20 protein-coding genes are annotated in these 23,201 nt (G+C 65.7%); 15 read left to right on the top strand and 5 right to left on the bottom strand.

Annotation, left to right across the window (positions count from 1 at the left end):
- Nucleotides 1–158: 158 nt before the first annotated feature.
- The 3 genes from ACWIGM_RS17800 to ACWIGM_RS17810 all read right to left on the bottom strand — a co-directional run bounded on the left by ACWIGM_RS17800 (nt 159) and on the right by ACWIGM_RS17810 (nt 4,164).
- Nucleotides 159–1,016 (bottom strand): methyltransferase, TIGR04325 family, encoded by an 858-nt coding sequence (locus ACWIGM_RS17800; protein WP_454027291.1) that lies wholly within the window; start codon nt 1,014–1,016, stop codon nt 159–161.
- A 503-nt stretch (nt 1,017–1,519) separates the two neighbouring features.
- Nucleotides 1,520–2,929: a mannose-1-phosphate guanylyltransferase/mannose-6-phosphate isomerase gene (locus tag ACWIGM_RS17805; RefSeq protein ID WP_454027292.1), complete on the bottom strand. Its 1,410-nt coding sequence runs from the start codon at nt 2,927–2,929 to the stop codon at nt 1,520–1,522.
- 35 nt (nt 2,930–2,964) lie between these two features.
- Nucleotides 2,965–4,164, bottom strand: a complete 1,200-nt coding sequence (locus ACWIGM_RS17810; RefSeq protein ID WP_454027293.1) for a polysaccharide biosynthesis/export family protein — start codon at nt 4,162–4,164, stop codon at nt 2,965–2,967.
- Nucleotides 4,165–4,587: 423 nt separating this feature from the next.
- Here ACWIGM_RS17810 and ACWIGM_RS17815 point away from each other — a divergent pair, with 423 nt between their 5' ends.
- The 12 genes from ACWIGM_RS17815 to ACWIGM_RS17870 all read left to right on the top strand — a co-directional run bounded on the left by ACWIGM_RS17815 (nt 4,588) and on the right by ACWIGM_RS17870 (nt 19,160).
- Nucleotides 4,588–5,571, top strand: a complete 984-nt coding sequence (locus ACWIGM_RS17815; RefSeq protein WP_454027294.1) for a UDP-glucuronic acid decarboxylase family protein — start codon at nt 4,588–4,590, stop codon at nt 5,569–5,571.
- Nucleotides 5,571–6,362: a WecB/TagA/CpsF family glycosyltransferase gene (locus ACWIGM_RS17820; RefSeq protein WP_454027295.1), complete on the top strand. Its 792-nt coding sequence runs from the start codon at nt 5,571–5,573 to the stop codon at nt 6,360–6,362. Before ACWIGM_RS17815 ends, ACWIGM_RS17820 begins: the two co-directional genes overlap by 1 nt.
- A gap of 92 nt (nt 6,363–6,454) precedes the next feature.
- Nucleotides 6,455–7,465, top strand: coding sequence for an NAD-dependent epimerase/dehydratase family protein (locus ACWIGM_RS17825; protein ID WP_454027296.1), 1,011 nt, complete (start codon nt 6,455–6,457; stop codon nt 7,463–7,465).
- A 46-nt stretch (nt 7,466–7,511) separates the two neighbouring features.
- Entirely contained in the window at nt 7,512–8,987 is a 1,476-nt protein-coding gene (locus tag ACWIGM_RS17830) for an exopolysaccharide biosynthesis polyprenyl glycosylphosphotransferase (RefSeq protein ID WP_454027297.1), read from the top strand.
- Nucleotides 8,988–9,079: 92 nt separating this feature from the next.
- Nucleotides 9,080–11,260 (top strand): GumC family protein, encoded by a 2,181-nt coding sequence (locus tag ACWIGM_RS17835; RefSeq protein WP_454027298.1) that lies wholly within the window; start codon nt 9,080–9,082, stop codon nt 11,258–11,260.
- A complete protein-coding gene (locus ACWIGM_RS17840; RefSeq protein WP_454027299.1) occupies nt 11,257–11,559 on the top strand; it encodes a hypothetical protein in 303 nt (100 codons plus the stop codon). The genes ACWIGM_RS17835 and ACWIGM_RS17840 overlap by 4 nt, the downstream gene beginning before the upstream one ends.
- A 378-nt stretch (nt 11,560–11,937) precedes the next feature.
- On the top strand, nt 11,938–14,289 hold the full coding sequence (locus tag ACWIGM_RS17845; protein WP_454027300.1) for a right-handed parallel beta-helix repeat-containing protein: 2,352 nt from the start codon (nt 11,938–11,940) through the stop codon (nt 14,287–14,289).
- A gap of 159 nt (nt 14,290–14,448) precedes the next feature.
- Nucleotides 14,449–16,188, top strand: coding sequence for a type I secretion system permease/ATPase (locus tag ACWIGM_RS17850; protein WP_454027301.1), 1,740 nt, complete (start codon nt 14,449–14,451; stop codon nt 16,186–16,188).
- Entirely contained in the window at nt 16,185–17,612 is a 1,428-nt protein-coding gene (locus ACWIGM_RS17855; protein ID WP_454027302.1) for an HlyD family type I secretion periplasmic adaptor subunit, read from the top strand. Before ACWIGM_RS17850 ends, ACWIGM_RS17855 begins: the two co-directional genes overlap by 4 nt.
- 298 nt (nt 17,613–17,910) lie before the next feature.
- Nucleotides 17,911–18,240 carry an ArsR/SmtB family transcription factor gene (locus ACWIGM_RS17860; RefSeq protein ID WP_454027303.1) on the top strand — a complete coding sequence of 110 codons (330 nt, stop codon included), beginning with the start codon at nt 17,911–17,913 and terminating at the stop codon, nt 18,238–18,240.
- Nucleotides 18,237–18,701 (top strand): SRPBCC family protein, encoded by a 465-nt coding sequence (locus ACWIGM_RS17865; RefSeq protein WP_454027304.1) that lies wholly within the window; start codon nt 18,237–18,239, stop codon nt 18,699–18,701. The genes ACWIGM_RS17860 and ACWIGM_RS17865 overlap by 4 nt, the downstream gene beginning before the upstream one ends.
- A 45-nt stretch (nt 18,702–18,746) precedes the next feature.
- Nucleotides 18,747–19,160, top strand: a complete 414-nt coding sequence (locus ACWIGM_RS17870; RefSeq protein ID WP_454027305.1) for a GFA family protein — start codon at nt 18,747–18,749, stop codon at nt 19,158–19,160.
- Between the two features lie 17 nt (nt 19,161–19,177).
- On the opposite strand, the gene pobA is transcribed toward ACWIGM_RS17870, so the two are convergent.
- Nucleotides 19,178–20,347, bottom strand: coding sequence for a 4-hydroxybenzoate 3-monooxygenase (pobA, locus tag ACWIGM_RS17875; protein ID WP_454027306.1), 1,170 nt, complete (start codon nt 20,345–20,347; stop codon nt 19,178–19,180).
- 125 nt (nt 20,348–20,472) lie between these two features.
- Between pobA and ACWIGM_RS17880 the strand changes: the two genes are divergently transcribed.
- Both ACWIGM_RS17880 and ACWIGM_RS17885 read left to right on the top strand, forming a co-directional pair.
- A complete protein-coding gene (locus tag ACWIGM_RS17880) occupies nt 20,473–21,348 on the top strand; it encodes a helix-turn-helix domain-containing protein (RefSeq protein WP_454027307.1) in 876 nt (291 codons plus the stop codon).
- Between the two features lie 126 nt (nt 21,349–21,474).
- Nucleotides 21,475–22,047 carry a 2'-5' RNA ligase family protein gene (locus ACWIGM_RS17885; RefSeq protein ID WP_454027308.1) on the top strand — a complete coding sequence of 191 codons (573 nt, stop codon included), beginning with the start codon at nt 21,475–21,477 and terminating at the stop codon, nt 22,045–22,047.
- 15 nt (nt 22,048–22,062) lie between these two features.
- On the opposite strand, the gene ACWIGM_RS17890 is transcribed toward ACWIGM_RS17885, so the two are convergent.
- Nucleotides 22,063–22,644 (bottom strand): phosphoribosyltransferase family protein, encoded by a 582-nt coding sequence (locus tag ACWIGM_RS17890; protein ID WP_454027309.1) that lies wholly within the window; start codon nt 22,642–22,644, stop codon nt 22,063–22,065.
- Nucleotides 22,645–22,845: 201 nt separating this feature from the next.
- Here ACWIGM_RS17890 and ACWIGM_RS17895 point away from each other — a divergent pair, with 201 nt between their 5' ends.
- A complete protein-coding gene (locus ACWIGM_RS17895; RefSeq protein ID WP_454027310.1) occupies nt 22,846–23,196 on the top strand; it encodes an ArsC family reductase in 351 nt (116 codons plus the stop codon).
- Nucleotides 23,197–23,201 lie beyond the last annotated feature (5 nt).

Genomic DNA, 23,201 nt, shown 5'->3' on the forward strand with positions numbered 1-23,201 from the left:
CGCCAAGACCGCGCGACAAAATTGGAGCAGGTGGAGTAACGCCATCTCGCCAGAATTGCCGCGCAGCGCGCGCGAATGACCGACACTTCCTGCGCCCAGCCGGGCGGAGCATGCCCGAAAGGGCTGGGGGATGCTGGTGAACCGCGGTGCGGGGGGCGTCAGGGCCTCAGCCGGAAGTAGAGTCCCGAATAGGTTTCGACATGGCACTCCGGATGGAACGGCACGTCGAGGCTGCGAGGCTTCTCCCAGGAATCCACGAGTTCGTAGCCGAGCGCGACCAGGCAATCGATGAAGCTGGTGCGCGACGGAACGCTATAGGGGCAGAACGAAACCTGCCCGGTGCGGGTGATCACGGACTGGATCGTCGTGAAGGAGTGCTGTGCGTGGAGTGGCCTGCGCTGGACGATCAGATGCCGCGGGCGCTTCTTCCAGGCGTTCAGCCGCTCGTGCAGGTAGTGTTCGGGCAGGTATTGCAGCGATCCTGCCGCGAGCAGGACGTCCATGCCGCAGCCGTCATCGACCGCATTGGTGAAGCACAGGCGCGGTGTGGGCTGCTGCGCTGCGAGCGCCTGCCCGGCCCGGGTGATGTGCGGAAGGTCGAAGACGGCCCAGCGGAACTCGTCCGGGAAGGCGAGATAACGATCGTACTGGCGAAAGGCGTGCCCGACATAGCCGCCGAGGTCGAGCAGCGTTCGGGCGCCTTCGCCGAGCGCAGCGTGCAGCCAGAACAGGACCGGATATTCGGTCGCCGGCATCGGCTCGATCCCGCCGGCCATGGTGGTGTAATGGTCGATGTCCGCCATCGCGTCATGGTCGAAGCCCGAAAGGCCGGTCGGCAGCGCGCGCTCGGCGGCATCGAAGCTGGGGTATTTGCCGCTGTAGCCGCAGTGATATCGGCCGGCACGAAACCGGGCTTCGTAAAGTCTCTGGCGCAGCTCGACGATGCCCGGCCAGCTGGTCGAGGCCGGGTGGGCCGTCAGGCGCAGAGTCTGCTTCAGGCTGGCGATGACGGACATCGCTCAGGCCTCGCCGGCGCGTTTCGCCAGGGGGCGGGCAGTTGGCTTGCTCGGATTGGCTTTGCTGGGCCGCGAGGTTTCGACTGTACCAGAGGCCTCCGGCCGCGACGCGAGCCCCAGCAGCCTCGCAGCGGGTTGGGCGAAGAGTACGGCCAGGGCGAGCAGCAGGAGAGCCATCGTCGCCCGAAAACGGGTGGGGGCGGCGGGTGCGCTGGTCGAAGAGGGCGTCGAGGGACGGGACGTCGTTGTCTCGTTCGGGGCAGGTCGCGGCGGCACGCGCCGGGCGGGTGAACCGAACACGGCCTTGGTCAGCTCCGCGCCTCCCTCGTCGATGGCGAGCCAATGCTTCGCGAAGGCAGAATGCCGGATCGCGGGGAGCGAGGGCGAGATGCGTGCGCTGCTGCCATCGTCTCGGCTATGCTTCTCCGAGCTCGTCAAGGGCCCCTCCGTCTTGGCCGGCGGAGAGCTTTGCTCCTCGTTCGGCCCGATTTCCGGCATCGCCTTCAGATGTGTTGTCGAACCTCGTCGATGCGAATGGCATCGTCCTCGCCGAAATAGCTGCCGTTCTGGATTTCGATGAGTTCGAGCGGCTCGGTGCCACCGTTCTCCAGCCGGTGCGCAGCGCCGAGCGGGATGAAAATATGCTCGTTCCTGCCGAAACGACCAACGGTCTCGTCGAGCGTCACGGTGGCGGTGCCGCGCACGACGACCCAGTGTTCCGAGCGGAAACGATGTTTCTGCAGCACAAGGCGCCCCTTGGGCGCGACGACCAGGCGTTTCACCTGGAAGCCGTCGCCGGCATCGACGATCTGATAGGAGCCCCAGGAGCAGTGAACGCTCGCATGCGTCTCGGCCTGGCTGCAGCCCTTGCTGCGCAGGAGCTCGACGACCTGCTTGACCTCGGCCGCGCGGTTGCGATCGGCGACCAGCACCGCGTCGCGGTTCGCGACCACGATCAGATCCTCGACACCGAGGACGGATGTCATCGGCCCGTCGGTCGAGACCAGGCAGTTATGCGCGTCGACCAGCTCGACATTACCGCGGCGGGCATTGCCGCTACCGTCATGGTCGCTCAGGGCCCAAAGAGCATCCCAGCTCCCGATGTCCGACCAGCCGCACGACATCGCGACCACGGCGGCCCGGTCCGTGCGTTCCATGACGGCGAAGTCGATTGAACGCTTCTGCGCCCTGGCGAACCCGTCCAGCGCCAGCGCGAAGGCGCCGCCTTCGTCGCTCCCATCGGCGACGGCTGCTTCGACCGCGCTGACAGTCGCCGGCTCGAAGGTGCGGTATTCCTCGATCAGGTTGCGCGCACCGAACAGGAAATTGCCGGAGTTCCATAACCAGCCCCGGCGCAGATAATCAGCCGCGCGATGCCCGTCAGGCTTTTCGGTGAAGCAATCGACGCATCGTGCCTCTCCTTCGAGCATCATTCCCGGCTCGATCCAGCCATAATCCGTGCATGCGTGCTGCGCCGGGACTCCAAAGGTGACGAGCCGACCGGCATGGGCGGCGGGCAGGCCGCTGGCGACGGCGTGGCGGAAGGCGGCGCGGTTGGTCACGATATGATCGGAGGCGACGACGAGGACGGCGCTGTTCGCCTGCTTGTCTTCCGCGATCAGGCAGCCAGCGAGGATGGCGGGGCCGGAATCACGTCGCTCGGGCTCGAGCACGATCTCGGCCTCGGCATCGATCTCCGCCAGCTGCTTTTCGGCCAGGACGCGATGACAGCGGTTCGTCAGAATGAGCGGCGGGTCGAACAGCTTGTTGCGCAGGCGCAGGACGGTGTCCTGGAAGGTGGAGCGCTCGCCGAGCAGCATGGCGAACTGCTTGGGAAGGGAGTTGCGCGAGGTCGGCCATAGCCGCGTCCCGGCGCCGCCGCACATGATGATCGGGCGAATCTTCGCAGGCATGTGGGGGAGCCCTTTCCGCTGGAGACGCGCGGAGTTCATTGCTGGCTGGCAAGGCCTGTCAGCGAGCGCATCGGTGTCTTTGCCGCTTCTCCGGGGAGGCTGCCCTCGATCGAGCGTGCCTTCGGAGCGAGCTGGACGATGTCGCCTGGCTGCAGCGAGGTTTCGAACTTCGCCTGGATCGTCACCGGCGTGAGGCCGGCCTGCCGCGTGATCCGGATGTCCCAATCCGCCGCCAGACCCGATCCCTCGTTCGCGATCAGCCTGCGGCGCCGGCTTTCCGCGACCTCGCGTGCAGTCGGCAGGCTGCGCTCGACCTCGAGAATCTTCTGCCTCGTTTCCTGCAGCTCGAGCACGACGCGGCGCATATAGGCCGTGTCGAGCTCGCGCAGCCGCAGCGTCAGCTCGCCGAGCGCCGTCTCGCTCTTGGCCAGCTCCGCCCGCAGGCGCGCCGCTTCACCTTGCGTGCGGGTATAGTCGCGCTCGCGCTCGACCTGGACGGTACGCAAGCCATGGCCGGTCGTCGCCAGCTTGTTGTATTCGGTCGATTGTTCGCGCGTCAGCTCGACCTGCCGCTCGACCAGTCGGGCCTGCTCGGTCAGAGCGGCTCTTTCGGATTGGAGCCGCGCGACCTGCTGGCTCAGCAAGTCGCGCTCGCCCTCGCGTGCCCGGCGCTGGAAGTCGAGGATCTCCTGCTCTCCGGCCAGGATCTGGGCGCTGCCGGCGCTTCGCGCATCGGGCACGAGCTGCTTCACGCCGTCGCGCTCGGCTTCGAGCCGCTGGCGTCGCGCCGTCAGCGTCTGGAGCGAGGCATTGAGCAATTGCTCACGCTCGTCGGCGAGCAGGAGCTCGGATTTGAGAACGGCGATCGACTCGTCGCCGACGCGGTAGCCGCCCGCGAGCGCGATTGCGCCGAGAACGTTGAGCCCGTGCCGGAACGGGTAGGTCCCGGGCGAGCGCACCTCGCCCATGATGTAGACCGGCTTCAGCTCGGCGACCCGCAGGCTGACCATGGCATCGCGCAGATAGCCGTCCATCAGTGCACTGCGGATGCGCGCTTCCGCTTCCGGGGGCGATAGCCCTGCGATCCTGATCCGCCCGGCCAGGGGCATGTTGACTGCGCCTGAGCCGTCCAGAACGAAATCCCCGGAGAGATCCGTCTGGCCGAAGACCGAGATCGTGACCTTGTCTCCGATCGAAAGCGTGTCGGCGGCTTCGCGCTCCGCGGCCGATGCCACTGAGATCGAGGCCAGCGCGCAAGCAAACAGCGCCAGGATCAATGGCCAGAACCGGCGTCGCTCCGATCGAACGGAGAGTACCGGGGTTTTGGAGATGAGGCGAGAGTTCCGGAAGTGAATTGACGCGTCCAAGGCTAGCTCCGACCGTCCTGCCCAAAGCTTGGCGATACGATGCGGGCAGGATGTCAGGACCGGTGCCGTTTTCCGCATTGGCATTCGGGCCAAGACATGTCGCCACCGGATTAATCCCATTGTCGAACGCGGCCACGGCCGTGGCGTCAGGTTGCCGTTTCGCGTCACGTGGGAAGTAGCCCTTCCTTGTTGCCGTCAGCTGGCTGACCTCCCAAAGCGTCCTTTGCGAATGCGGCGCTTGCGGCAAAGCTTTTGGCTCCCTTCCGTGCACGGATCCTGCGGAGCTCAGACATGCAGAAGCGTATTCTCGTAACAGGCGGTGCCGGCTTCCTCGGCTGTCATCTCTGCGAGCGGCTGGTTGCCGAGGGGCACCAGGTCCTGGCGGTCGACAACTACTATACGGGGCGCCGCGAGAATCTGAGCGCGCTGCTGGGCCTCCCCAATTTCGAGGCGCTCCGGCACGACGTGACTTTCCCGCTCTATCTCGAGGTCGACGAGATCTACAATCTCGCCTGTCCGGCCTCTCCCGTGCATTACCAGCGCGATCCAGTGCAGACCACGAAGACCAGCGTGCTCGGCGCGATCAACATGCTGGGCATGGCCAAGCGCCTCGGCATCCCGATCCTGCAGGCCTCGACCAGCGAGATCTATGGCGATCCCGACGTCCACCCGCAGGTCGAGGATTATCGCGGGCTCGTCAGCATCAGCGGGCCGCGGGCCTGCTATGACGAGGGCAAGCGCTGCGCCGAGACGCTCTTCTACGATTACAAGCGGCGCCACGGCGTCGAGATCCGCATCGCCCGCATCTTCAACACCTATGGGCCGCGGATGAATCTGGAAGACGGCCGCGTCGTCTCCAACTTCATCGTTCAGGCGCTGCGCAACGAGCCGATCACGCTCTATGGCGACGGCCGCCAGACCCGCGCCTTCTGCTTCGTCGACGACCTGGTCGAAGGGCTGATGCGCCTGATGAACGTGACCCAGAAACTGGATGGCGCGGTCAATCTCGGCAACCCGGTCGAAACCTCCATGGCGGAGATCGCCGGGCTGATCGTCACGCTGACGGGCTCGCGCTCGCAGATCGTCTACAGGCCGTTGCCGCAGGACGACCCGCGCCAGCGTTGCCCCGATATCAGCAGGGCGCAGGAGCTGCTGCACTGGGCCCCGAAGGTGCCGCTGCAGGAAGGGCTCGAGCGGACGATCGCCTATTTCGATGGCGTGCTGTCGGCGATGCATGACCCCGTGCGGCGGGTCGAGGTCGCGAGGGCGGGCTGATGGCGCCCGAAGCTCCGCTTCCTCGTGCCCGCATCATGGGCGTGAACGTCAGCGCCATCACCATGGCCGACGCCCTGCGCACGGTCGAGGACTGGATAGCCCGGAAGGCGCACAACTACGTCTGCATCACCGGTGTCCATGGCGTGATCGAGAGCCAGTCGGATCCCAGGCTCATGGCGATCCATGAGCGCGCCGGAATGGCGACGCCCGACGGCATGCCGCTGGTCTGGATGGCCCGCAAGCTCGGCCATGGCCACACCGAGCGGGTCTACGGCCCGGACCTGATGCTGCACCTCACCGAGCTGTCGGCCGAGAAGGGCTATCGCCAGTATTACTTCGGTGGTGCGCCCGGTCTCGCCGAACGCCTGCGCGAGCGTCTCACGACGCGCTTTCCGGGGCTCGCCGTGGCCGGCACCTTTTCGCCGCCGTTCCGGCCGGCCTCGGCGCAGGAGGACGAGGAGATCGTGCGCATGATCAATGATGCCCGGCCGGATATCGTCTGGGTCGGGCTCAGCACGCCGAAGCAGGAATACTGGATGGCCGCGCATCTCGGCCGGATCGAGGCGCCGGTCATGATCGGCGTTGGCGCCGCCTTCGATTTCCTCGCTGGAACCAAGCGCCAGGCGCCGGCCTGGATGCAGAAGCGCGGGCTCGAATGGCTGTTCAGGTTGCTGTCGGAGCCGCGCAGGCTCTGGCGCCGCTACGGCAAGATCGTGCCGCAGTTCATGGTTGGCGCCAGCCTGCAGCTTCTCCGGCAGAAGGCCGCGCTCGCGGCTAACCCCAAGAGATAGGTCGTCTCAAAAGGGGTATAGTTCGGTTTAACCACCTGATTTAAAAAGATAAAACCGCTATCACTGAATTCCATTCTCAGTGGAGTGAAGTAATGTCCAAGAAATCTGTGCTGGTTACGGGCGCTGGTGGCTTTATCGGCTTCCATCTTGTCAATTACCTCAAGGATCGAGGCTATTGGGTCCGAGGAGTCGACATCAAGGATCCAGAGTACCAGGCCAGCTCGGCGGACGAGTTCCGCATTCTGGACCTGCGCGAGATGGACGATTGCCGTGAGGCCGTCCAAGGCATGGACGAGGTCTACAACCTCGCCGCCGACATGGGCGGCATTGGCTACATCTCCGGCGCTCATGCCTCGATCACCTTCAACAACACGATGATCAGCGCGCAGATGCTGAAGGCGGCGTTCGACGCGAAGGTCCAGCGCTTTCTGTTCTCCTCCTCGGCCTGCGTCTATCCGCAGCATCTCCAGGACGTCCCCTCGGTGGTGCCGCTGAAGGAGGATGATGCTTTCCCAGCCGATCCTGAGCCAGGCTACGGGCTGGAGAAGCTCTACACCGAGAAGCTGTGCGAATACTTCACGGAAGACTACGGTTTCCAGACTCGGCTCGTCCGTTTCCATAATGTCTACGGACCACTCGGCACCTGGGATGGCGGCAAGGAGAAGGCGCCGGCCGCCATCTGCCGCAAGGTCGCCCTGGCGAAATCGGGCGAGGCCATCGAGGTCTGGGGCGACGGCAAGCAGACCCGTTCCTTCATGTACATCGACGACTGCGTCGAGGGCATCTACCGCATCATGCGTTCGGATTATTCCGGGCCGCTCAATCTCGGCACGGATGAGCTGGTGGACGTCAACGGCCTGGTCGACATCATCGCCGAGATCGCCGGAAAGGCGATCCACAAGCGCCACGACACCAGCCGCCCGCAAGGCGTGCGCGGCCGCAACAGCGACAACAATCGCTTGCGCGAGGTGCTCGGCTGGGAGCCCTCGATCCATCTCAGGCAGGGGCTGATCCCGACCTATGCCTGGATCTCGGGCGAGGTGAAGGCCAGGGCCGATCGCGCGGCGGTGATCGAGACCATTCCCACGATCGCGGCACAGTAGCGCGCTCACCCTTCCATGTAGCCGAGCGGGATCCCAGGAGCTTGCCATGCCGGACGTAGTCACGACTGTCGTGCCCGCTTCGGTCGGCGTGGCAAAGCCGGGCCGGCAGCTCGGTACCAACGTCACTCCGGCAGAGCGGCGGCGGCTGGTCGCCGCCGCTCTGTTGGTCGGGGACCTCGTGACGCTGACCATTGTTACGGGCCTGCTGCAGCTCGGTGCTGCCGTGGCTGCGTCGGATACCGACACCAACATGGCGAGCCTGGTCCTGGTCTGGGCATTGGCGCTATGCGGCGCGCTGGGCGGTTTCGGGCTGTACGGATCGGATCGAGCCGAACCGGTCGATCGCCTGCGTCGGCGCACGCTCGGCAACGTCGTCGCCGGTGCCGTGGTGCTCGTCTGGCTGGCGGTCGATGATCCGGCCAGTCATCTCTGGGGCTTTGTGATTGCCGGCGCGGGATTGACGGTCCTGCTCGGCTATTATGTCGAGGCACTCGTCCGGGGTGCGTTACTGCGGCGCGACCTGTGGACCGCACCGACCGTGCTCTACGGCACGATGGCGGCCTGCATGGCTCTGGCGCGCGATCTGGCCCTGCGGCCGGAGCTTGGCCTGAAACCGGTCGCCATCCTCACCGATGAGGAGGGCGACGCGTTCTCCGATGCTCCGGAGGCGGCGGGTCTTCCGGTGATCACCCGCGGCCAGGCCAACATCATCTCGCCTGGCATCGAGGTCGCCCTGTGCGCATCGGGCGACCTGCACGTCGAGAAGGCCGACTGGCTGGCGCGTCTGCCATTGCGCCAGATCTTTGTCGTCCACGATGCCTCGACGCTCCAGATCCTGAATCCGCAGTTGCGGGCCATGGGCGGGCTGCTCGGGCTCGAGCTGCGCAGCGCCATCCACATGCCGCGCAACCTGCGCCTGAAGCGGGCGCTCGATCTCGTCGTCGCGATACCGCTCGGCCTCCTGGCCCTGCCGGTGGTCGCTGTCCTCGCGCTCGCGGTGAAGGCGGTCGACAACGGGCCCGCCTTCTATTCCCAGCCACGGATCGGCCGGAATGGCCACGTCTTCAAGGTCTACAAGCTTCGCAGCATGTATGCCGACGCCGAGGCGAGGCTTGCCGCGCATCTGGAAGCCGACAGCGCCGCGCGGCATGAATGGGAGCGCTTCTTCAAGCTGTCGAACGACCCGCGGATCCTGCCGAGGGTCGGGCAGTTCATTCGCCGCTCCAGTCTCGATGAGTTGCCGCAGCTCTGGAATGTCCTGCGCGGCGACATGAGTATCGTCGGGCCGCGGCCGTTCCCGGCCTATCACAATCAATGCTTCGACACCGCCTTCCAGGCGCTGCGGACCAGCGTACCACCGGGATTGACCGGTCTCTGGCAGGTCACTGATCGGAGCGACGGTGATCTCGCCGTCCAGAAGCGGCAGGACAGCTTCTACATCCACAACTGGTCGTTCTGGCTGGATTTCTACGTGCTGCTGCAGACCCTTCCGGCCGTTCTCCACGGGCGAGGGGCGAAATAGCGCGCAGACTGCGTCCGCCGGAGCCAGCTCTCCACGGAACGCCGCCAGCTTCGAACGGCATCTCGGGCAATAACCAGACGAGGCACGGGACGATGGATCTCTTCAACGACATGCGAGCCCCCCGCGTCCCGGCCACGCTCGCCAAGCACTATGATGCGGTGACCTTCGACATCCTCGCCATGTTCTGGAGGAGGCGGTTGCTGATCCTCGCCGTCACCTGCGGGGTCGTGCTGACGGCGGCGCTGTATCTGATGGCGACGCCTCAGCGCTATACCGCCGATCTGGTGCTGCAATTCGACTTCACCCGGGAGGACAGCGGCGGAGGCGGCAAGGCCAGCAGCGTGGCGCTCGACGCCTCGACCCTGGTGGAAAGCGAGGCACGGATCATCCGTTCGCTCGCGACCGCGCGCGCCGTCGCGTCTCGCCTGGGTCTCGACCAGGCCGCGCCGAGCCAGCCGTCTTCGCTGTCCCATCTCTTGGCGGGGGCGGCCGAAATGGTTTTCCCCTCGGCGGTACGCAACACGCTGCGCAATCTCGTCGGCTTTGGCAACGGGGCGGCCGAGCCGACCCAGCGCGATATCGCTGCCCAGAAACTGCTCGCATCGCTCGGCGTGAGCAACGACACCAAGGCCTACCTCGTCACGCTGACCTATCGCGATACCGACCCCGACCGTGCGGCGCTGATCGTGAACGCCTTCGGCAACGAGTATCTGCGCCGCAAGATGGAAGCGACCACGAACGCCTCGCAGCGCTCGAGCCAATGGTACGGCGCGCAGGCGCAGGAGGCGCGTGCCAATCTGGGAAGGATCGATAAGGAGATCGAAGCCTTCCGGATCAGGACCGGATTCGTCGAGCTCGGGCAGGACGGCGCCGACATACAGCAGCAGCAGCTGCGTGACATGCTGACCCAGCTCAACACGACATCCGCGACGCGGCTTGCAGAGGAGACCCGGCTTCAGCGTGCGCAGGTCTCGCTCGCCGCCGGCAACATCCCGCAGACAAGCGACCTCGGCGGCTCGCCGGTCGTTCAGCAGTTGCTGGACGAGGAGGGCAAGGCGCGCAGGGCTCTCGATGAGATGGTCTCAGTTTCGGGCGAGCGTCACCCTGCCGTTCAACGGTTGCGCCTGTCGCTGGCGGCCGTGCAGGAGCGGTTGCAGAAGCAGCTTGCGCAATCGGTCGCCAATATCGAGACCGACGTCCAGGCCGCCCGTGCTGCCGAGGCCGCTCTGCGCGAGCGCGTTGCGGCCCTGCAGACCAAGTCGATCGAGGCCAGGGGGCTCGAAGGCCAACTGCGGACTTTGCAGGCCGAGGCTACGGCCGCACGCGACCGTCTGAAGCAGCTTTCGGATGCCCATCAGCAGGCCAGCGCCGTGAGCGAGCTGCGGCCCATCATCGCCCAGATCGTCTCAGCGGCCGATGTTCCCTCGCTGCCGAGCTCGGCCAAGCCGTCGCTCGTCCTCGGACTCGCAATGATGGGCGGGCTGACGGCGGGCGCGGCACTCTCTTATCTGCTCGAGAAGCGGGATCGCGGCTTTCGCAGCGAGAACGAATTCGCTGCCGAGACACGAACCAATTGCCTCGGTCTTCTCCCGAACCTCGAGCACTATCCGGGCGGACTGGAGAGCCTCGTCTTCGCCGAGGCCGTGCGGTCGATGGTGGCCGAGCTGTTTCCCGCCAGCAATCCGCCCAAATTCGTGCTGATCACCTCGTCGGCGCCAGGGGAGGGCAAATCCTTCGTCGCCTCCGCCATGGCACGCGTGCTCGCGATGATGGGGCAGCGGGTCCTGGTCGTGGATGGTTCGCCCCGGCGCCTGCTGCTGGGCCAGAACTTCCCGCACGAGGCGCTGCTCGACCAATGCCTGCCGCAGGTCGGCGACGCAGCTGGTCCAGGCGCGAGCCCGGTCGCCACGGTTCGGCGTGCCTCCGGCCTGCGTGACAGCCAGAACGTCTATTCGAATCCGGCTTTCGAGGCGATGCTGCGGGAGGCGCGGGCGCGCTACGATGTCATCCTGTTCGAGGTCGCGCCCGTTCTGCTCTCGGCCGACAGCGCCTTGCTCCGCGAGCACGCCGATACGGTGCTGCACGTCGTCAAATGGAACGATACGCTGAAGAGCACCGTCTCCGCCACGCTCGATCACCTCGCCAAGCTGGGGCTGGACGTCGCGGGCGTCGTCCTCAACGGTGTCGACCTCGAGGAGCAGGGTCGCTACGACGTGTCCGATCGCGGGCGGGTCTATCGCAACTACAAATCCTTCTATCAGGCCTCGGCATGAGCCGGCGCTCGCATCGCTATGCCGCGCTGCTGGCGGCCCCGGATCTCCGGGCGGCTTCGCCGCCGCGGGGAGGCGGGTTCAGCTGCCAGCACTGCGGATCACCCGCCGTCCACTTGCCGAACGATCTGTCCGCCGAGGCGCTGGTCATCTGCGATGGCTGCCAGCGACCGGTCGCGACCCTGGCCGCGTTCCGAGCCTATGTCGATCGCCTGGCCGCAAGTGCCCAGTTCTGCGACCATCATCTGACGGTCTGTCATTCGGACGCTGGAACCGGGCCGGACCAGACGGCGTTGACTTAAGCGGCGATTTCGCCTTCTGGTTTCGAGAATAAGGCCATTTGAGGGCTCCATCCGCGGAGCAAATCGATGCTTCGGGGCCGATCGGGCCGATCCATCAACAGGGTGGGCGAAGCGCGGCCAAGAAACAATCCATTGATATATTGTGCCAAAACAAGACGATTAGTCCGTTTGTACTAATCCTTCGGAGTAAGGATTCATCGGCTCGGGTAGCGCCGAATCAGGCCTCAAGGGTATCTAGGCAGCGATCACTTAACGTGTTCCAGCCAAAAAAGGAGCCCCTTTATGGCCACAATTTATGTGTCGGCGACCGGAAACGATAACAATACAGGACTTGATGCATCGTCATCTTTCAAAACATTGGAGCGGGCTGTCGAAGCCATGCACCAGAGCAATGGGGCAGACACGGTCTACCTCGGCGGTGGTACCTATTATGTAGATGACGCTCTCCAGCTGACCTCGGCTGATTCCGGTTCGTCCTTCGTGGCGATGTCCGGAGAGAACGTCGTGATCAGCGGCGGCACGCAGGTGACTGGCTGGACCCAGGGCGCAAACGGCGTCTGGACGGCGCATGTCGATGCCGAGGATGTCCAGCAGTTCACCGTCAACGGCGAGAAGCAGACCGAAAGCCGCTACCCCGACGTCGATCCGAACGATCCGGTTCATGGCGGCTGGCTCTGGGGGCAGGATCTCCCGTCAGGATACGACGCCCAGAAGTCGATGGCGTACAACCCGTCGGATTACCCGGCCGGCCAGGAGCCGAAAGCCGGCGACACGGTCACGGTCTTCACGGAGAACGGCTATTCCAGCGAAGTGCTGACCGTTGCCTCGGTCCAGGGCAATGTGATGACCTTCACCACGGAGGCCAATTACGATCTTGGCGCCGCGAGCCGCTATTTTGTTTCGCAGGACACGCCGGACAATGTCGGCGAGTGGTCCTACGATGCCGAGACGCAGACGATTTCCTACAAGGCTCCGGACGGGTTCAGCGGCCAGGGCGGAGTCGTATCCGGAGATCACAGCATCTTCGTCGTCGACGGTGCTGACAACGTCTCCTTCAAGGGCATGACCTTCACCGATACCGCCTCGAAGTCGGGCGACCCGACCACCGCGGCGATCGAGGCGCATGATGCGACCGGTCTGGTCGTCGAGGGCAACCACTTCACCAATGTCGGCGTCGGCGTCGCCCTGCACGGTGACAGCAGCGGCAACCTCGTCTCGGGCAACAGCTTCGAGCACACCTGGTCGAGCGCCATCGCCATGACGGCGGGAACGAGCGACAACCGCGTCACGAACAACACGGTCGACCATTCGAACGAGGTGTTCGTCCAGTACGGCTCCGTCGACATGCAGGAGTCGGCCGGCAATCAGATCGATCACAACACGATCACGAACGTGCCGCGCTTTGGCATCTCGGAGATCAATTACGATCCGAGCAACCCGTCAGGCGGAAACACCATCGAATACAACGATGTCCGCCATTCCGGGCAGCAGACGCCGGACACCGGGGCGATCTACCTGTTCTCGGCCGATGATTCCGGCGCGGACGGCAGCATCATCCGCTACAACACCATCGTCGATACCGGTGGAACGAACACGAAGGATGGCGGCTTCGCTGAAGACTGGAGCTCCGGCATCTATCTCGACAACATGGCGAGCAATGCCCAGATCTACGGCAATTTCGTCCAGGGGACGACGTTCAGCGGCATCCTCATTCATGGCGGGTCGAACAACGACATCCATGACAACACGCTGCTCGACAATGGCAAGTACGGTGTCTCGACAATCGTTGCCGATGACAACCCGATCTCGGGCAACCAGACCTATAACAACTTCATCGAGGTCTCGGAGGACGGAAGCAACACGATCGATACCGATCAGACCGATCCGCGCCTGATCCACGACAATGTCTACTACAATCCCGACGGTCGCGAACTGACCATCGCCGACGTCTCGCTGGCGAGCTTCCAGCGCCAGGGCGGCGATTCCGGCAGTGCCGAGACGAGTCAGGCGGGCTTCGTCGACGCGGCGAACGGCAATTATGGCTTCGTTTCCGGGTCGGTGGCGCAGGCGCATGGCATCGAGTCGGTGCCGTTCGACTCGGTCGGTTCGGCGCTGACCGGGACCTCGCCCGAGGTCGAGACGCCATCGAGCGGGAATGGGAGCGGCACGCCGCCGGTGACCTCCGAGCCGGTCACGGAGACGCCTCCAGTGACCTCCGAGCCGGTCACAGAGACGCCTCCGGTGACCGCCGAGCCGACGACTCCGAGCGAGGAGACGCCGACGACGCCTGCGACCGGGGAGGGCACGACGCCCGTAACCTCCGAGCCCGGCAGCGAGACCCCGCCGGTCACCGCCCAGCCCGAAACGCCGCAATCGGAAACGCCGGTCTCGAATCCGTCCGAGAACCCGGACGTGATCACCATACCGGAGGTCGATACCGGTACGGGCGGGACGGATGTGGAAACCCCGTCGAACTCCGGGCATTGGGCCGGGTGGGGTGGCCATGGTGGCTGGGGCGGCCTCGGCGGCGGCCGTGGCTGGTCCTGGGACGGTGTGGCATCGCGCGACGATGACCATGGCGGCGGCCGCAACTGGTTGCGGGACAATCAGGCGACCAGCGATGACAACATCAGTCTGGGTGGTGGCCGCAACGACTGGCGCGGCAGCCAGTGGCGCCATGATGACGGCGACAACGACCACCACGGCCAGCTCTCGCACTGGCACTGGTAGCGCCTAGCCGCTGCCTTGAGGCGACCCGGCCATGGCGGCCGGGTCGCCGTTCTCCGCGGCTAACCTCGCGGGGGCTTCGCCTTCCTCTCCCCAATGATTGCCGCCCGCCCGGATACGCCGGCGTCGACGGCTGCAATCGCACCAAGGAAACCGACGGACATGCTCTCGCAAACGGTTCGCAAGCTGACGCCCGCATTCGCATCGCTGTTCGGGCTTTCCTTCGTGCTGAACCTGTTCGTCTTCGTTTCCCCACTCTACACGATGCAGATCTATGACAGGGTGCTGACCAGCCGGAACGGCACGACGCTGGTCATGCTGTCGCTGATCGTGCTCGCCCTGTTCGTTGCCTATGCCGCGCTCGAGCACTTCCGCAGCCGGGCGCTCGTGCAGCTGGGCCTGTGCGTCGACAAGGCGCTGTCCGAGCCGGCCTTCGAAGCCGCCTTTCATGGCGCGCTCGATGCGAAGGGCTCGCCGACCCTGCCCATCCGCGATGTCGAAACCCTGCGGGCGACGCTCTCTGGTAGCCTCGTGCCCTCGCTGATGGATGCGCCCTGGATCCCGATCTATCTCGGCCTCTGCTTCGTGCTGCATCCGGCGATCGGCGCCGTCGCCACGCTCGGCGCTGTCGCGATCCTGGGTGTCGCCCTGCTGAACGAGCGCATCACCAAGGGATCGCTGATCCGCGCTTCGGAACTGGGCCACGGCGCCAATGAGCGGCTCACAGCCTCGCTGCGGAATGCCGAGGTCATCAAGGCGCTCGGCATGGGCCAGCCGATCCGCGGGCAATGGCAGCGCCAGCGCGGGCAGGCACTGATCCATCACACCGCCGCCGCCGATTGGGGCGGGACCTTGCTGGCGGTGACGAAGCTGCTGCGGCTCGCATTGCAATGCGCGGTCCTGGGCGTCGGCGCCTATCTCGCGATCAACCAGAGCATGGCCGCCGGCGCGATGTTCGCCGCATCCCTGATCATGGGCCGGGCGCTCGCACCGATCGAGGGTGCTGTCGGCCAGTGGAAGAGCTTCGTCTCCGCCCGCAGTGCCTTCCAGCGGCTCGGCACGGCCTTGAAGGCGCCGTCGGGTGGCGCCGGACCGATGACCTTGCCCCACCCGGCGGGCTCCTTGCGCGTTGAAGGGCTGAGCGTGCGCTCGCCCAACGGGAACGCGCTGTTGTTGCACAATGTCTCGTTCGAGGTGGAGCCTGGTGAGATCGCGGCCGTCGTCGGATTGACCGGTTCCGGCAAGTCCTCGCTCGCGCGCGCCCTGGTCGGGGTCTGGCAGCCGGTTCAGGGTGTCGTGCGCCTCGACGGCAACGACATCAGGCATTTTCCCGACGAGCAGCGCGGCGGCATTCTCGGCTATCTGCCGCAGGACGTGGAGCTGTTCGCCGGCAGCGTGCGCGACAACGTCACCCGTTTCGATCCCGACGCGACAGACGAGGCCGCCGTCGCCGCCGCCACGGCCGCTTCCGCACATGAGCTGATCCAGAGCTTCCCGGACGGCTATGCGACGCAGATCGGCGAGGGCGGGGCGATCCTGTCCGGCGGGCAGCGCCAGCGGATCGGGCTGGCCCGGGCGCTCTATGGCCAGCCGGCGTTGGTCGTGCTCGACGAGCCGAACGCAAATCTCGACATGGACGGCGATGCTGCGCTGGCGCGAGCCCTGTCGGGCTTGCGCGACGCCGGCGCGATCGTCGTGGTGATCACCCATCGCCCGCAGCTGCTGTCGCAGGTCGACAAGATCATCCTGATGCAGAAGGGCCAGGCCGTCAGGGTTGGTGGGCGTGACGAGATCCTGCCGGTCCTGCTGCAGCCGGGCAGCGGTGCACGCATCCAGCCGCCGCAGCGCGGCCAGACAGGGCAGGTCGAGCCGCTTTCGGCCGCAAGGTGGGCACGTCGATGATTTCCCTTTCGAGCAAGATGAAGCCCGTCCTTACCAAGATGAAGCCCTTTTTGGAAAAGCTGGATTGCCGCCACCGCTTCGAGCCTCTGCTCTCGATGGCAAGGCAATGGCTCCAGCGCGCCGGCACGCCTGTCGAGGCCGGCGGTGATTGGCGCGCGCCGGTCCGCAAGGGTTATTTGGTTGTCGGCCTTGCGCTCGGAGCCGGCGGGATCTGGTCGGTGACCGCACGCCTCGACAGCGCCGTCGTGGCGCATGGCAGTATCGTCGTCGAGAGCGACCGCAAGGCGGTGCAGCATCTCGAAGGCGGACTCGTCGAGGCGATCGCGGTGCGCGACGGGGCCGACGTCAAGGCTGGCGAAACCCTGCTGCGCCTCGATACAACGCAGGCGGCGGCGCAGCGCAGCGTGGCGCGGCTCATCGTGTTGCAGGCCCTGGGTGAGGAAGCGCGCTTCACGGCCGAGATCGACCGGCTCGACCGCATCACCTTCCCAAGCGAACTGCTCGATACCGCGGAAACAAAGGAGGCGCGCCGGGTCATGCTCGACCAGGAGCGCCTGTTCAAGGAACGTCAATCCACGCAGAAGCTCGAAGTCTCGATCCTCAAGGAGCGGCTGACGCAGTCCGAGAAGCAGTACCAGTCGAACGAGGCGCAGCGCGAGGCGGCCATCGGGCAGGCCGCGAGCATCAACGAGGAGCTCGTCAGCCTGCGCCCTCTCGCCGACAAGGGCTATGTCGCTGCGACGCGGATCAATCCACTCAAGCGCTCGCTGACCGAATTGCACGGCCGCATGGGCTCGCTGGAAGCCGATCTGGCGCGGCTTGCGGTCGCCAATGACGAGATCCGGCTCCAGATGAGCCAGATCGGCCTGAAAGCCTCCGAAGAGGCCTCGACCAAGCTTGCCGAATGCCGGGTCAAGCTCGCCGATGCCCGCGAGAAGCTGCGCATGGCAGAGGATGTGCTGGCACGCGCGGAGGTCCGTGCGCCGCGCACCGGGCGGGTGGTGGCCTCGAAGGTCCATACCGTCGGGGCGGTGGTCAAGCCGGGCGAGACCCTGATGGAGATCGTGCCGCAGGACGACGACCTCATCGTTACCGCCAAGGTTTCGCCGATGGATGTGAACAACCTGCATCCGGGCATGGTCGCGGAGGTCCGCCTGCCATCCTTCAAGGGGCGGGCGACGCCCTTCACCATCGGCGAGGTGAAATCCGTCGCGGCCGATGCGCTGCGCGACGAGGTCTTGCAGCAAACGGTCTACGAGCTTCGCGTCAGCGTCTCGGCTTCGGGCTTCCCGCCGAAGGTCAGGGCCAAGCTCAGGCCGGGCATGCCGGCCGAGGTCTACGTGCCAACCGGCGAGCGGACCGCCATCGCCTATCTGATGCAACCGCTGACCGATTCGATGCGCTCCAGCTTCAGGGAAGAGTGAGCTCGAAAGGCCCACTCGGCCTTTTTGACCGCTTGCGCATCAGCGAGGTCTCCCGGGCTTCCGGCCGTCAGCGACGGCCGGAAGCCGATAGCTATTCATACGCGTCTCGGCTGCCGGCCTCGGCTTCAGGATGACCGCGATGGTCGGGCTGGCCTGCCGGCCGCCGCGTCGCCGCCTGGAGCACCGACCAACCGCACCGATCCGAGCACCGGCAGCGTCCCCGTCCCCATCTGAGAAGCGGGCGTCACGCCAACAAATTAGTATTGACTAATCAATTAGTGATAGCTAATTGATTAGCATGCTCGAAGTCGCTTCCGTCTCCACAGTCATGCGTGCGCTCGCCGACCCGACACGGCGGGCCGTGTTCGAACGGGTGTCAGCCTGCGATGAGATCACCGTCGCCGAGCTGACCCGCGGCAGCGGCGTGACGCAGGGCGCCATCTCGCAGCATCTCAAATCACTGAAGCAGGCGGGCCTCGTCGCCGAGCGGCCTGAGGGCCGCAACGTCTTCTATCGCGCCGAGCCGGAAGGCCTGGCGCCGCTGGTCGACTGGATCGGCCACTACGGCGTGTTCTGGCGCGAGCGCTTCGCCAATCTGCGCACCCTTCTCAAGGAGATCGACCCATGACCGCTCTCGACCTGCAGCCCGCGACGCAGGATATCGTCGTCGACGAAGTCCTCCCGCATGCGCCGGAGGTAATCTGGAAAGCCCTGACCTCGAGCACGCTGATCGCGCGCTGGATCATGGAACCGACTGGCTTCGTGCCGGTCGAGGGCACGCGCTTCACCTTCAAGACGACGCCGGCCGGCGCCTGGGACGGCACGATCCGTTGCCAGATGCTGGAGGTGATCCCGAACGAGCGCCTGGCCTATTCCTGGAAGGGCGGCGACGACGGCAATGCCGGCTACGGCTCGCGGCTCGACACGGTCGTCACCTGGACCCTGACAAGGAACGCCAACGGCACGCGCGTCCGTCTCGTCCATTCCGGCTTCGAGCTGCCGCGCAACGAGATTGCGTTCACGAATATGGGCCGCGGCTGGAAGACCATTCTGCCGCGCCTCGGCGATGTTGCCGGCGAGCCCGCCTGACATCGCAGGACTGCCGTCTGCCCCTGATTTGTCGAGGACATGATGATGAGCCATGCCTATACGGGCGGCTGCGCCTGCCGCGCGATCCGCTATGAGATTTCGGCCGAGCCGGTCGAGAGCAATGACTGCCAATGCCGCCAGTGCCAGCTGCAGAGCGGCACCGGCCATAGCTCCTATCTGAGCTTCGTCGGCGCGCCGGTCACCGTCGAGGGACAGGCGAGCAGCTGGGATGTCGTCGGCGAGGGCGGCACGGTCAAGCGCTGCGCCTTCTGCCCGACCTGTGGCTCGCCGGTCTACCTGACCTTTCCGGACATCCCGGACCTGTTCATCGTGCGCGCCGGCAGCCTCGATGAGCCCGGCCGCTACAAGCCTGAGATGGTGTTCTGGCATTCGGTCGCCCAGCCCTGGGACCATGTGCCTCCGGACATCCCGAAGCACGAGAAGCTGCCGCCGCGCTGACTGGGAGCCGGCCAATCTCAATAGGGCAGGCCGACATAGTTCTCCGCCATGCTGGTGAGCGCGGCCTGCGATTGCGTGAGGTAGTCAAATTCGGCGCGCCTGATGCGCTGGTCGAAGGCGCTCGCCTCCGGGAAAAGGTGGAGCAGGTTGGTCATCGACCAGGAGAAGCGCACCGCCTTCCAGACGCGCGCCAGCGCCTTCGCCGAATAGGCGTCGAGTCCGGCATCCGAGCGCTCGGCATAGTGCTCGCGCAGCGCCTCGAACAGGTAATGCACGTCGCTGGCGGCGAGATTCAGCCCCTTGGCGCCGGTCGGCGGCACGATGTGGCCGGCATCGCCCGCGAGGAAGAGCCGGCCGAAGCGTAAGGGTTCGGCGACGAAGCTGCGCAGTGGCGCGATGCTCTTCTCCAGCGAGGGCCCCGGCGTCACTGCCGCCGCGACCTCCTCGGGGACACGCCGGCGCAACTCATCGAAGAAGCGCTCGTCCGACCAGGCCTCGACCTTATCGTCGAGCGCGACCTGGACATAGTAGCGGCTGCGGGTCTGCGAGCGCATCGAGCACAGCGCGAAGCCGAAGGGCGAGCTGGCATAGACCAGCTCATGCGCAGCCGGCGGCTGGTCGACCAGCAGGCCGAGCCAGCCGAAGGGATAGACGCGTTCGAAGGTCTCGATCGCACCTGACGGCACCGAGGCGCGGCAGGTGCCGTGGAAGCCGTCGCAGCCGGCGATGAAGTCGCAGGCGATCTCGCGCCGCTTGCCCTCGACGATGAAGCTGACGCGGGGCGATGTACCGTCGAAATCATGGAGCTGGACGTCCGCGGCCTCGTAGAACGTCGTCGTGCCGGCCGCCTGCCTTGCCTCCATCAGGTCCTGCGTCACCTCGGTCTGGCCGTAGACCGTCACCTGCTGGCCGGTCAGGCCCTTGAGGTCGACGCGCTGCAGGCGCCCTTCGAAAGCGAGCGAGAAACCGTCATGCGGCAGGCCTTCCTCGGCGAGGCGCTGGCCGACGCCGGCTTCATGCAGCAGGTCGACCGTGCCCTGTTCGAGCACGCCGGCACGGATGCGCGAGAGCACATAGTCGGCGCTCTTGCGTTCGAGGATGACATTGTCGATGCCCTGGCGGGTCAGCAACTGGCCGAGCAGCAGGCCTGACGGCCCGGCTCCGACGATCACGACCTGGGTGCGCATCGCGTCCTCCCGTAACTTAACGGGCTCAGGGCCCGGTACTTTCACGCGAATCTGCCATTGCGAGCGCTTGACCGGAATGGAGCTTTCACCCAACCTCTTGGACAAAACGAATATCGGATTGTGCGATGACGCTCGCCTCGGTGCCCGCCTACTGGCTCTATGACGAGCCACGCGAGCAGCGTTTCCCCGATCCGCTGCATATCGAGCGGATCAGCGCCCGCAGCGCCCCGCGCGACTGGCGGATCGAGCCGCACCGCCACCAGGACATGGCGCAGTTCTTCCTCATCGCCTCGGGCGGCGGGCTGGTGCGGGTCGACGGCGCGGAGCACCGGCTCATACCCGGCACGGTCCTGCTGCTGCCGCCACTGGCGATCCACGAATTCCGCTTCGAGCCGGACACCGAGGGCTTCGTCGCCAGCGTCGCGACCTCGACCCTGACGCCGCTGGTCGAGGCTGAGCCGGCGCTTGGCGCCGTGCTCGGCGAGGCCTTCGTCGGTCGGCGAGGGGCGGGCGACGCCGGCATTGCCGAGTTGGCGATGACGATGGAGGCGGCGCTCACCGAGTTCGGCCGTAATCGCGGCAGCCGCGAGCTCGCGCTCTCCGCCCATGCGCGGCTGATCGCGATCTGGTTCACCCGCGCGGCGCGCTCGCATGCGGTGGCGGCCAGCGGCGCCAACGACGCGCGTGCCGTCCTGGTCCGGCGCTTCATCGAGCGGGTCGAGAGCCATTTCCAAATGCATGAGCCGCTCGATGCCTATGCGCGCGATCTTGGCGTCACCGGCCCGCATCTGACCCGTGTCTGCCGCGAGCTCCTCGGCCATTCCGCCATGCGGGTGATCCAGGGGCGGCTGATGATCGAAGCGCGGCGGGACCTAGTCTACACCCGCTCGCCAGTCTCGCAGATCGCCTTCCGGCTCGGCTTCTCCGACGCGGCCTATTTCTCCCGCTTCTTCGCGGCGCGGGCGGGGATGTCGCCTTCGGAGTACCGGGCGGCCGGGTGAGGGCGGGTGTGCTCGTCGAATGCCGAACTTGCTAATGTTCTCATTTTGTTCTAGATACTGAAGATGGGAAAGCCGTCTCCAGATCAACCAAATCTGTTCGGTTGGGATCCCCGGTATGGGATCGCGGTGGACCGTGACTGGTCGAAAACCCTAATTGCACCGGGCTGGGTCAGATACTTCTTCGCGGTGGTGCCGCCGCCGGAGCACGCCGCGGCTATCCATGCTTTCGCGCATGGTCTGCGCAGATCGCACGGCTTGCGCGGGTGGCCGATCGGACCGGAACGCTATCACCTCACTTTGGGTGGCATCGAGCGTTACGGCGGGGCCACTGATGAGGAGATCGCGACCTTGGAGAGGATCGCCGCATCCATGGTCGCGTCGAGCTTCTCTGTCGCCTTCGACCATGTCGCGGGGTATGGCGGCCCGGGCGATCGGCAGGCCATCTTTCTGGAGACGAGCGAGACGTTCTCGATCCTCGATAGGCTTCAGAGGAGGCTATGTCGCGAGATGCGGGCGAGAGGCTTTCGGATGCCATCCAAATTCGGACCACACGTGACGCTGCTCTACGACGAATGCCCGTTCGACAAGCCAATAATCCCACCTGAGAGCTTTCCAGTCCGGGAGTTCGTGCTCATCCGAAGCGTCCATGGCGCGAGCCGCCACGACCATCTCGCCCGCTGGCCGCTCGGTGGCTGTTGATCGCGCCGACTTTACCTAGGCGCCATCGCTCTCCGGCGCCGTTCGCGGGACTGTGCGAAGCACCTCCGTGGTGATGCCGGCTTGGGTAAGCCGCTCGCGGCCGCCCATCCCCTCGATGTCGAAGACGAAGAGCGCCGTATCGCAATGGCCGCCGAGCCGGCGGATCAGCCGCGCCGTCGCCAGCGCCGTGCCGCCCGAAATCAGGCAATCGTCGACGATGGCGACATGGCGGCCCGCCAGCCGGGCGCCTTTCGAGATCACGACGCCTTCGCCGAGTTCGTAGTTCGCGATGATGCTGCGCATCACCTCGTTGCGCAGCGAATCGACCTTGCGGATGTCGATGAAGCCGAGGCCGTTGCGGTAGGCCAGCGCCCCGGCAAGGCCGAGCCCGCCGATGTCGAGGCCGGCAAGCACCTCGATCCTGGCGGGGATCCGCGACCCGAGAGCATCGATGATGGGGCGTGTCCGGTTCGCTTCGCTGGTCGCGATCGAGAGGTCGGGAAAATCCACTCCGGCAGCCGGATGATTCTTCCAGGAGCGGAACGGAATATCGAGGTCGTCGTCGCGCTTCGCGACCTGTTGCAGCTGATCGATCATGATACGTCCATGCGATTCCCTGCTCGCCCGATACGCGCCATCGTTGCCGATCGGATGACGGAACGCGAGAGATGGCTGACTGTCCGCGCTGTTCGCTCACCCGCGCTCCTGCCGCGCCGGCCCTTTGTGGCAGGCCTGCTTGATCTCGCACGGCCGCCATGCCACCCCGCGCCGACGGCACTCAAGCGATCGGTCGGGACGATGGTCACGCTCTACGGCATCAAGAACTGCGACACGATGAAGAAGGCCTGGAGCTGGCTCGACGCGCACAAGATCCCTTACGCCTTCCACGACTATCGCGTCGCCGGCATCGACAAGGCCCGGCTCGAGGGCTGGTGCCGCGAGCTCGGCTGGGAGAAAGTGCTCAATAAGGGAAGCACCACCTTCCGCGAGCTGCCGGAGGCCGACAGGCAGGGCCTCGACGAGAAGAAGGCGATCGCGCTGATGCTGGCGCAGCCGACCATGATAAAGCGCCCGGTGCTCGATCTCGGCGACCGCCGCATCCTCGCCTTCAAGCCGGATGTCTACGAGGCGGCCTTCGCCAAGCGCTAGACGTC

Source organism: Allobosea sp. NPDC055332, from assembly GCF_053645455.1.

Coding starts and splice junctions, on each gene's coding strand:
- ACWIGM_RS17845 (WP_454027300.1), top strand. CDS start 11,938: ATGCACCAGAGCAATGGGGCAGACACGGTCTACCTCGGCGGTGGTACC.
- ACWIGM_RS17815 (WP_454027294.1), top strand. CDS start 4,588: ATGCAGAAGCGTATTCTCGTAACAGGCGGTGCCGGCTTCCTCGGCTGT.
- ACWIGM_RS17830 (WP_454027297.1), top strand. CDS start 7,512: ATGCCGGACGTAGTCACGACTGTCGTGCCCGCTTCGGTCGGCGTGGCA.
- ACWIGM_RS17855 (WP_454027302.1), top strand. CDS start 16,185: ATGATTTCCCTTTCGAGCAAGATGAAGCCCGTCCTTACCAAGATGAAG.
- ACWIGM_RS17870 (WP_454027305.1), top strand. CDS start 18,747: ATGAGCCATGCCTATACGGGCGGCTGCGCCTGCCGCGCGATCCGCTAT.
- ACWIGM_RS17805 (WP_454027292.1), bottom strand. CDS start 2,929: ATGCCTGCGAAGATTCGCCCGATCATCATGTGCGGCGGCGCCGGGACG.
- ACWIGM_RS17800 (WP_454027291.1), bottom strand. CDS start 1,016: ATGTCCGTCATCGCCAGCCTGAAGCAGACTCTGCGCCTGACGGCCCAC.
- ACWIGM_RS17860 (WP_454027303.1), top strand. CDS start 17,911: ATGCTCGAAGTCGCTTCCGTCTCCACAGTCATGCGTGCGCTCGCCGAC.
- ACWIGM_RS17840 (WP_454027299.1), top strand. CDS start 11,257: ATGAGCCGGCGCTCGCATCGCTATGCCGCGCTGCTGGCGGCCCCGGAT.
- ACWIGM_RS17890 (WP_454027309.1), bottom strand. CDS start 22,644: ATGATCGATCAGCTGCAACAGGTCGCGAAGCGCGACGACGACCTCGAT.
- ACWIGM_RS17850 (WP_454027301.1), top strand. CDS start 14,449: ATGCTCTCGCAAACGGTTCGCAAGCTGACGCCCGCATTCGCATCGCTG.
- pobA (WP_454027306.1), bottom strand. CDS start 20,347: ATGCGCACCCAGGTCGTGATCGTCGGAGCCGGGCCGTCAGGCCTGCTG.
- ACWIGM_RS17825 (WP_454027296.1), top strand. CDS start 6,455: ATGTCCAAGAAATCTGTGCTGGTTACGGGCGCTGGTGGCTTTATCGGC.
- ACWIGM_RS17865 (WP_454027304.1), top strand. CDS start 18,237: ATGACCGCTCTCGACCTGCAGCCCGCGACGCAGGATATCGTCGTCGAC.
- ACWIGM_RS17820 (WP_454027295.1), top strand. CDS start 5,571: ATGGCGCCCGAAGCTCCGCTTCCTCGTGCCCGCATCATGGGCGTGAAC.
- ACWIGM_RS17880 (WP_454027307.1), top strand. CDS start 20,473: ATGACGCTCGCCTCGGTGCCCGCCTACTGGCTCTATGACGAGCCACGC.
- ACWIGM_RS17835 (WP_454027298.1), top strand. CDS start 9,080: ATGGATCTCTTCAACGACATGCGAGCCCCCCGCGTCCCGGCCACGCTC.
- ACWIGM_RS17895 (WP_454027310.1), top strand. CDS start 22,846: ATGGTCACGCTCTACGGCATCAAGAACTGCGACACGATGAAGAAGGCC.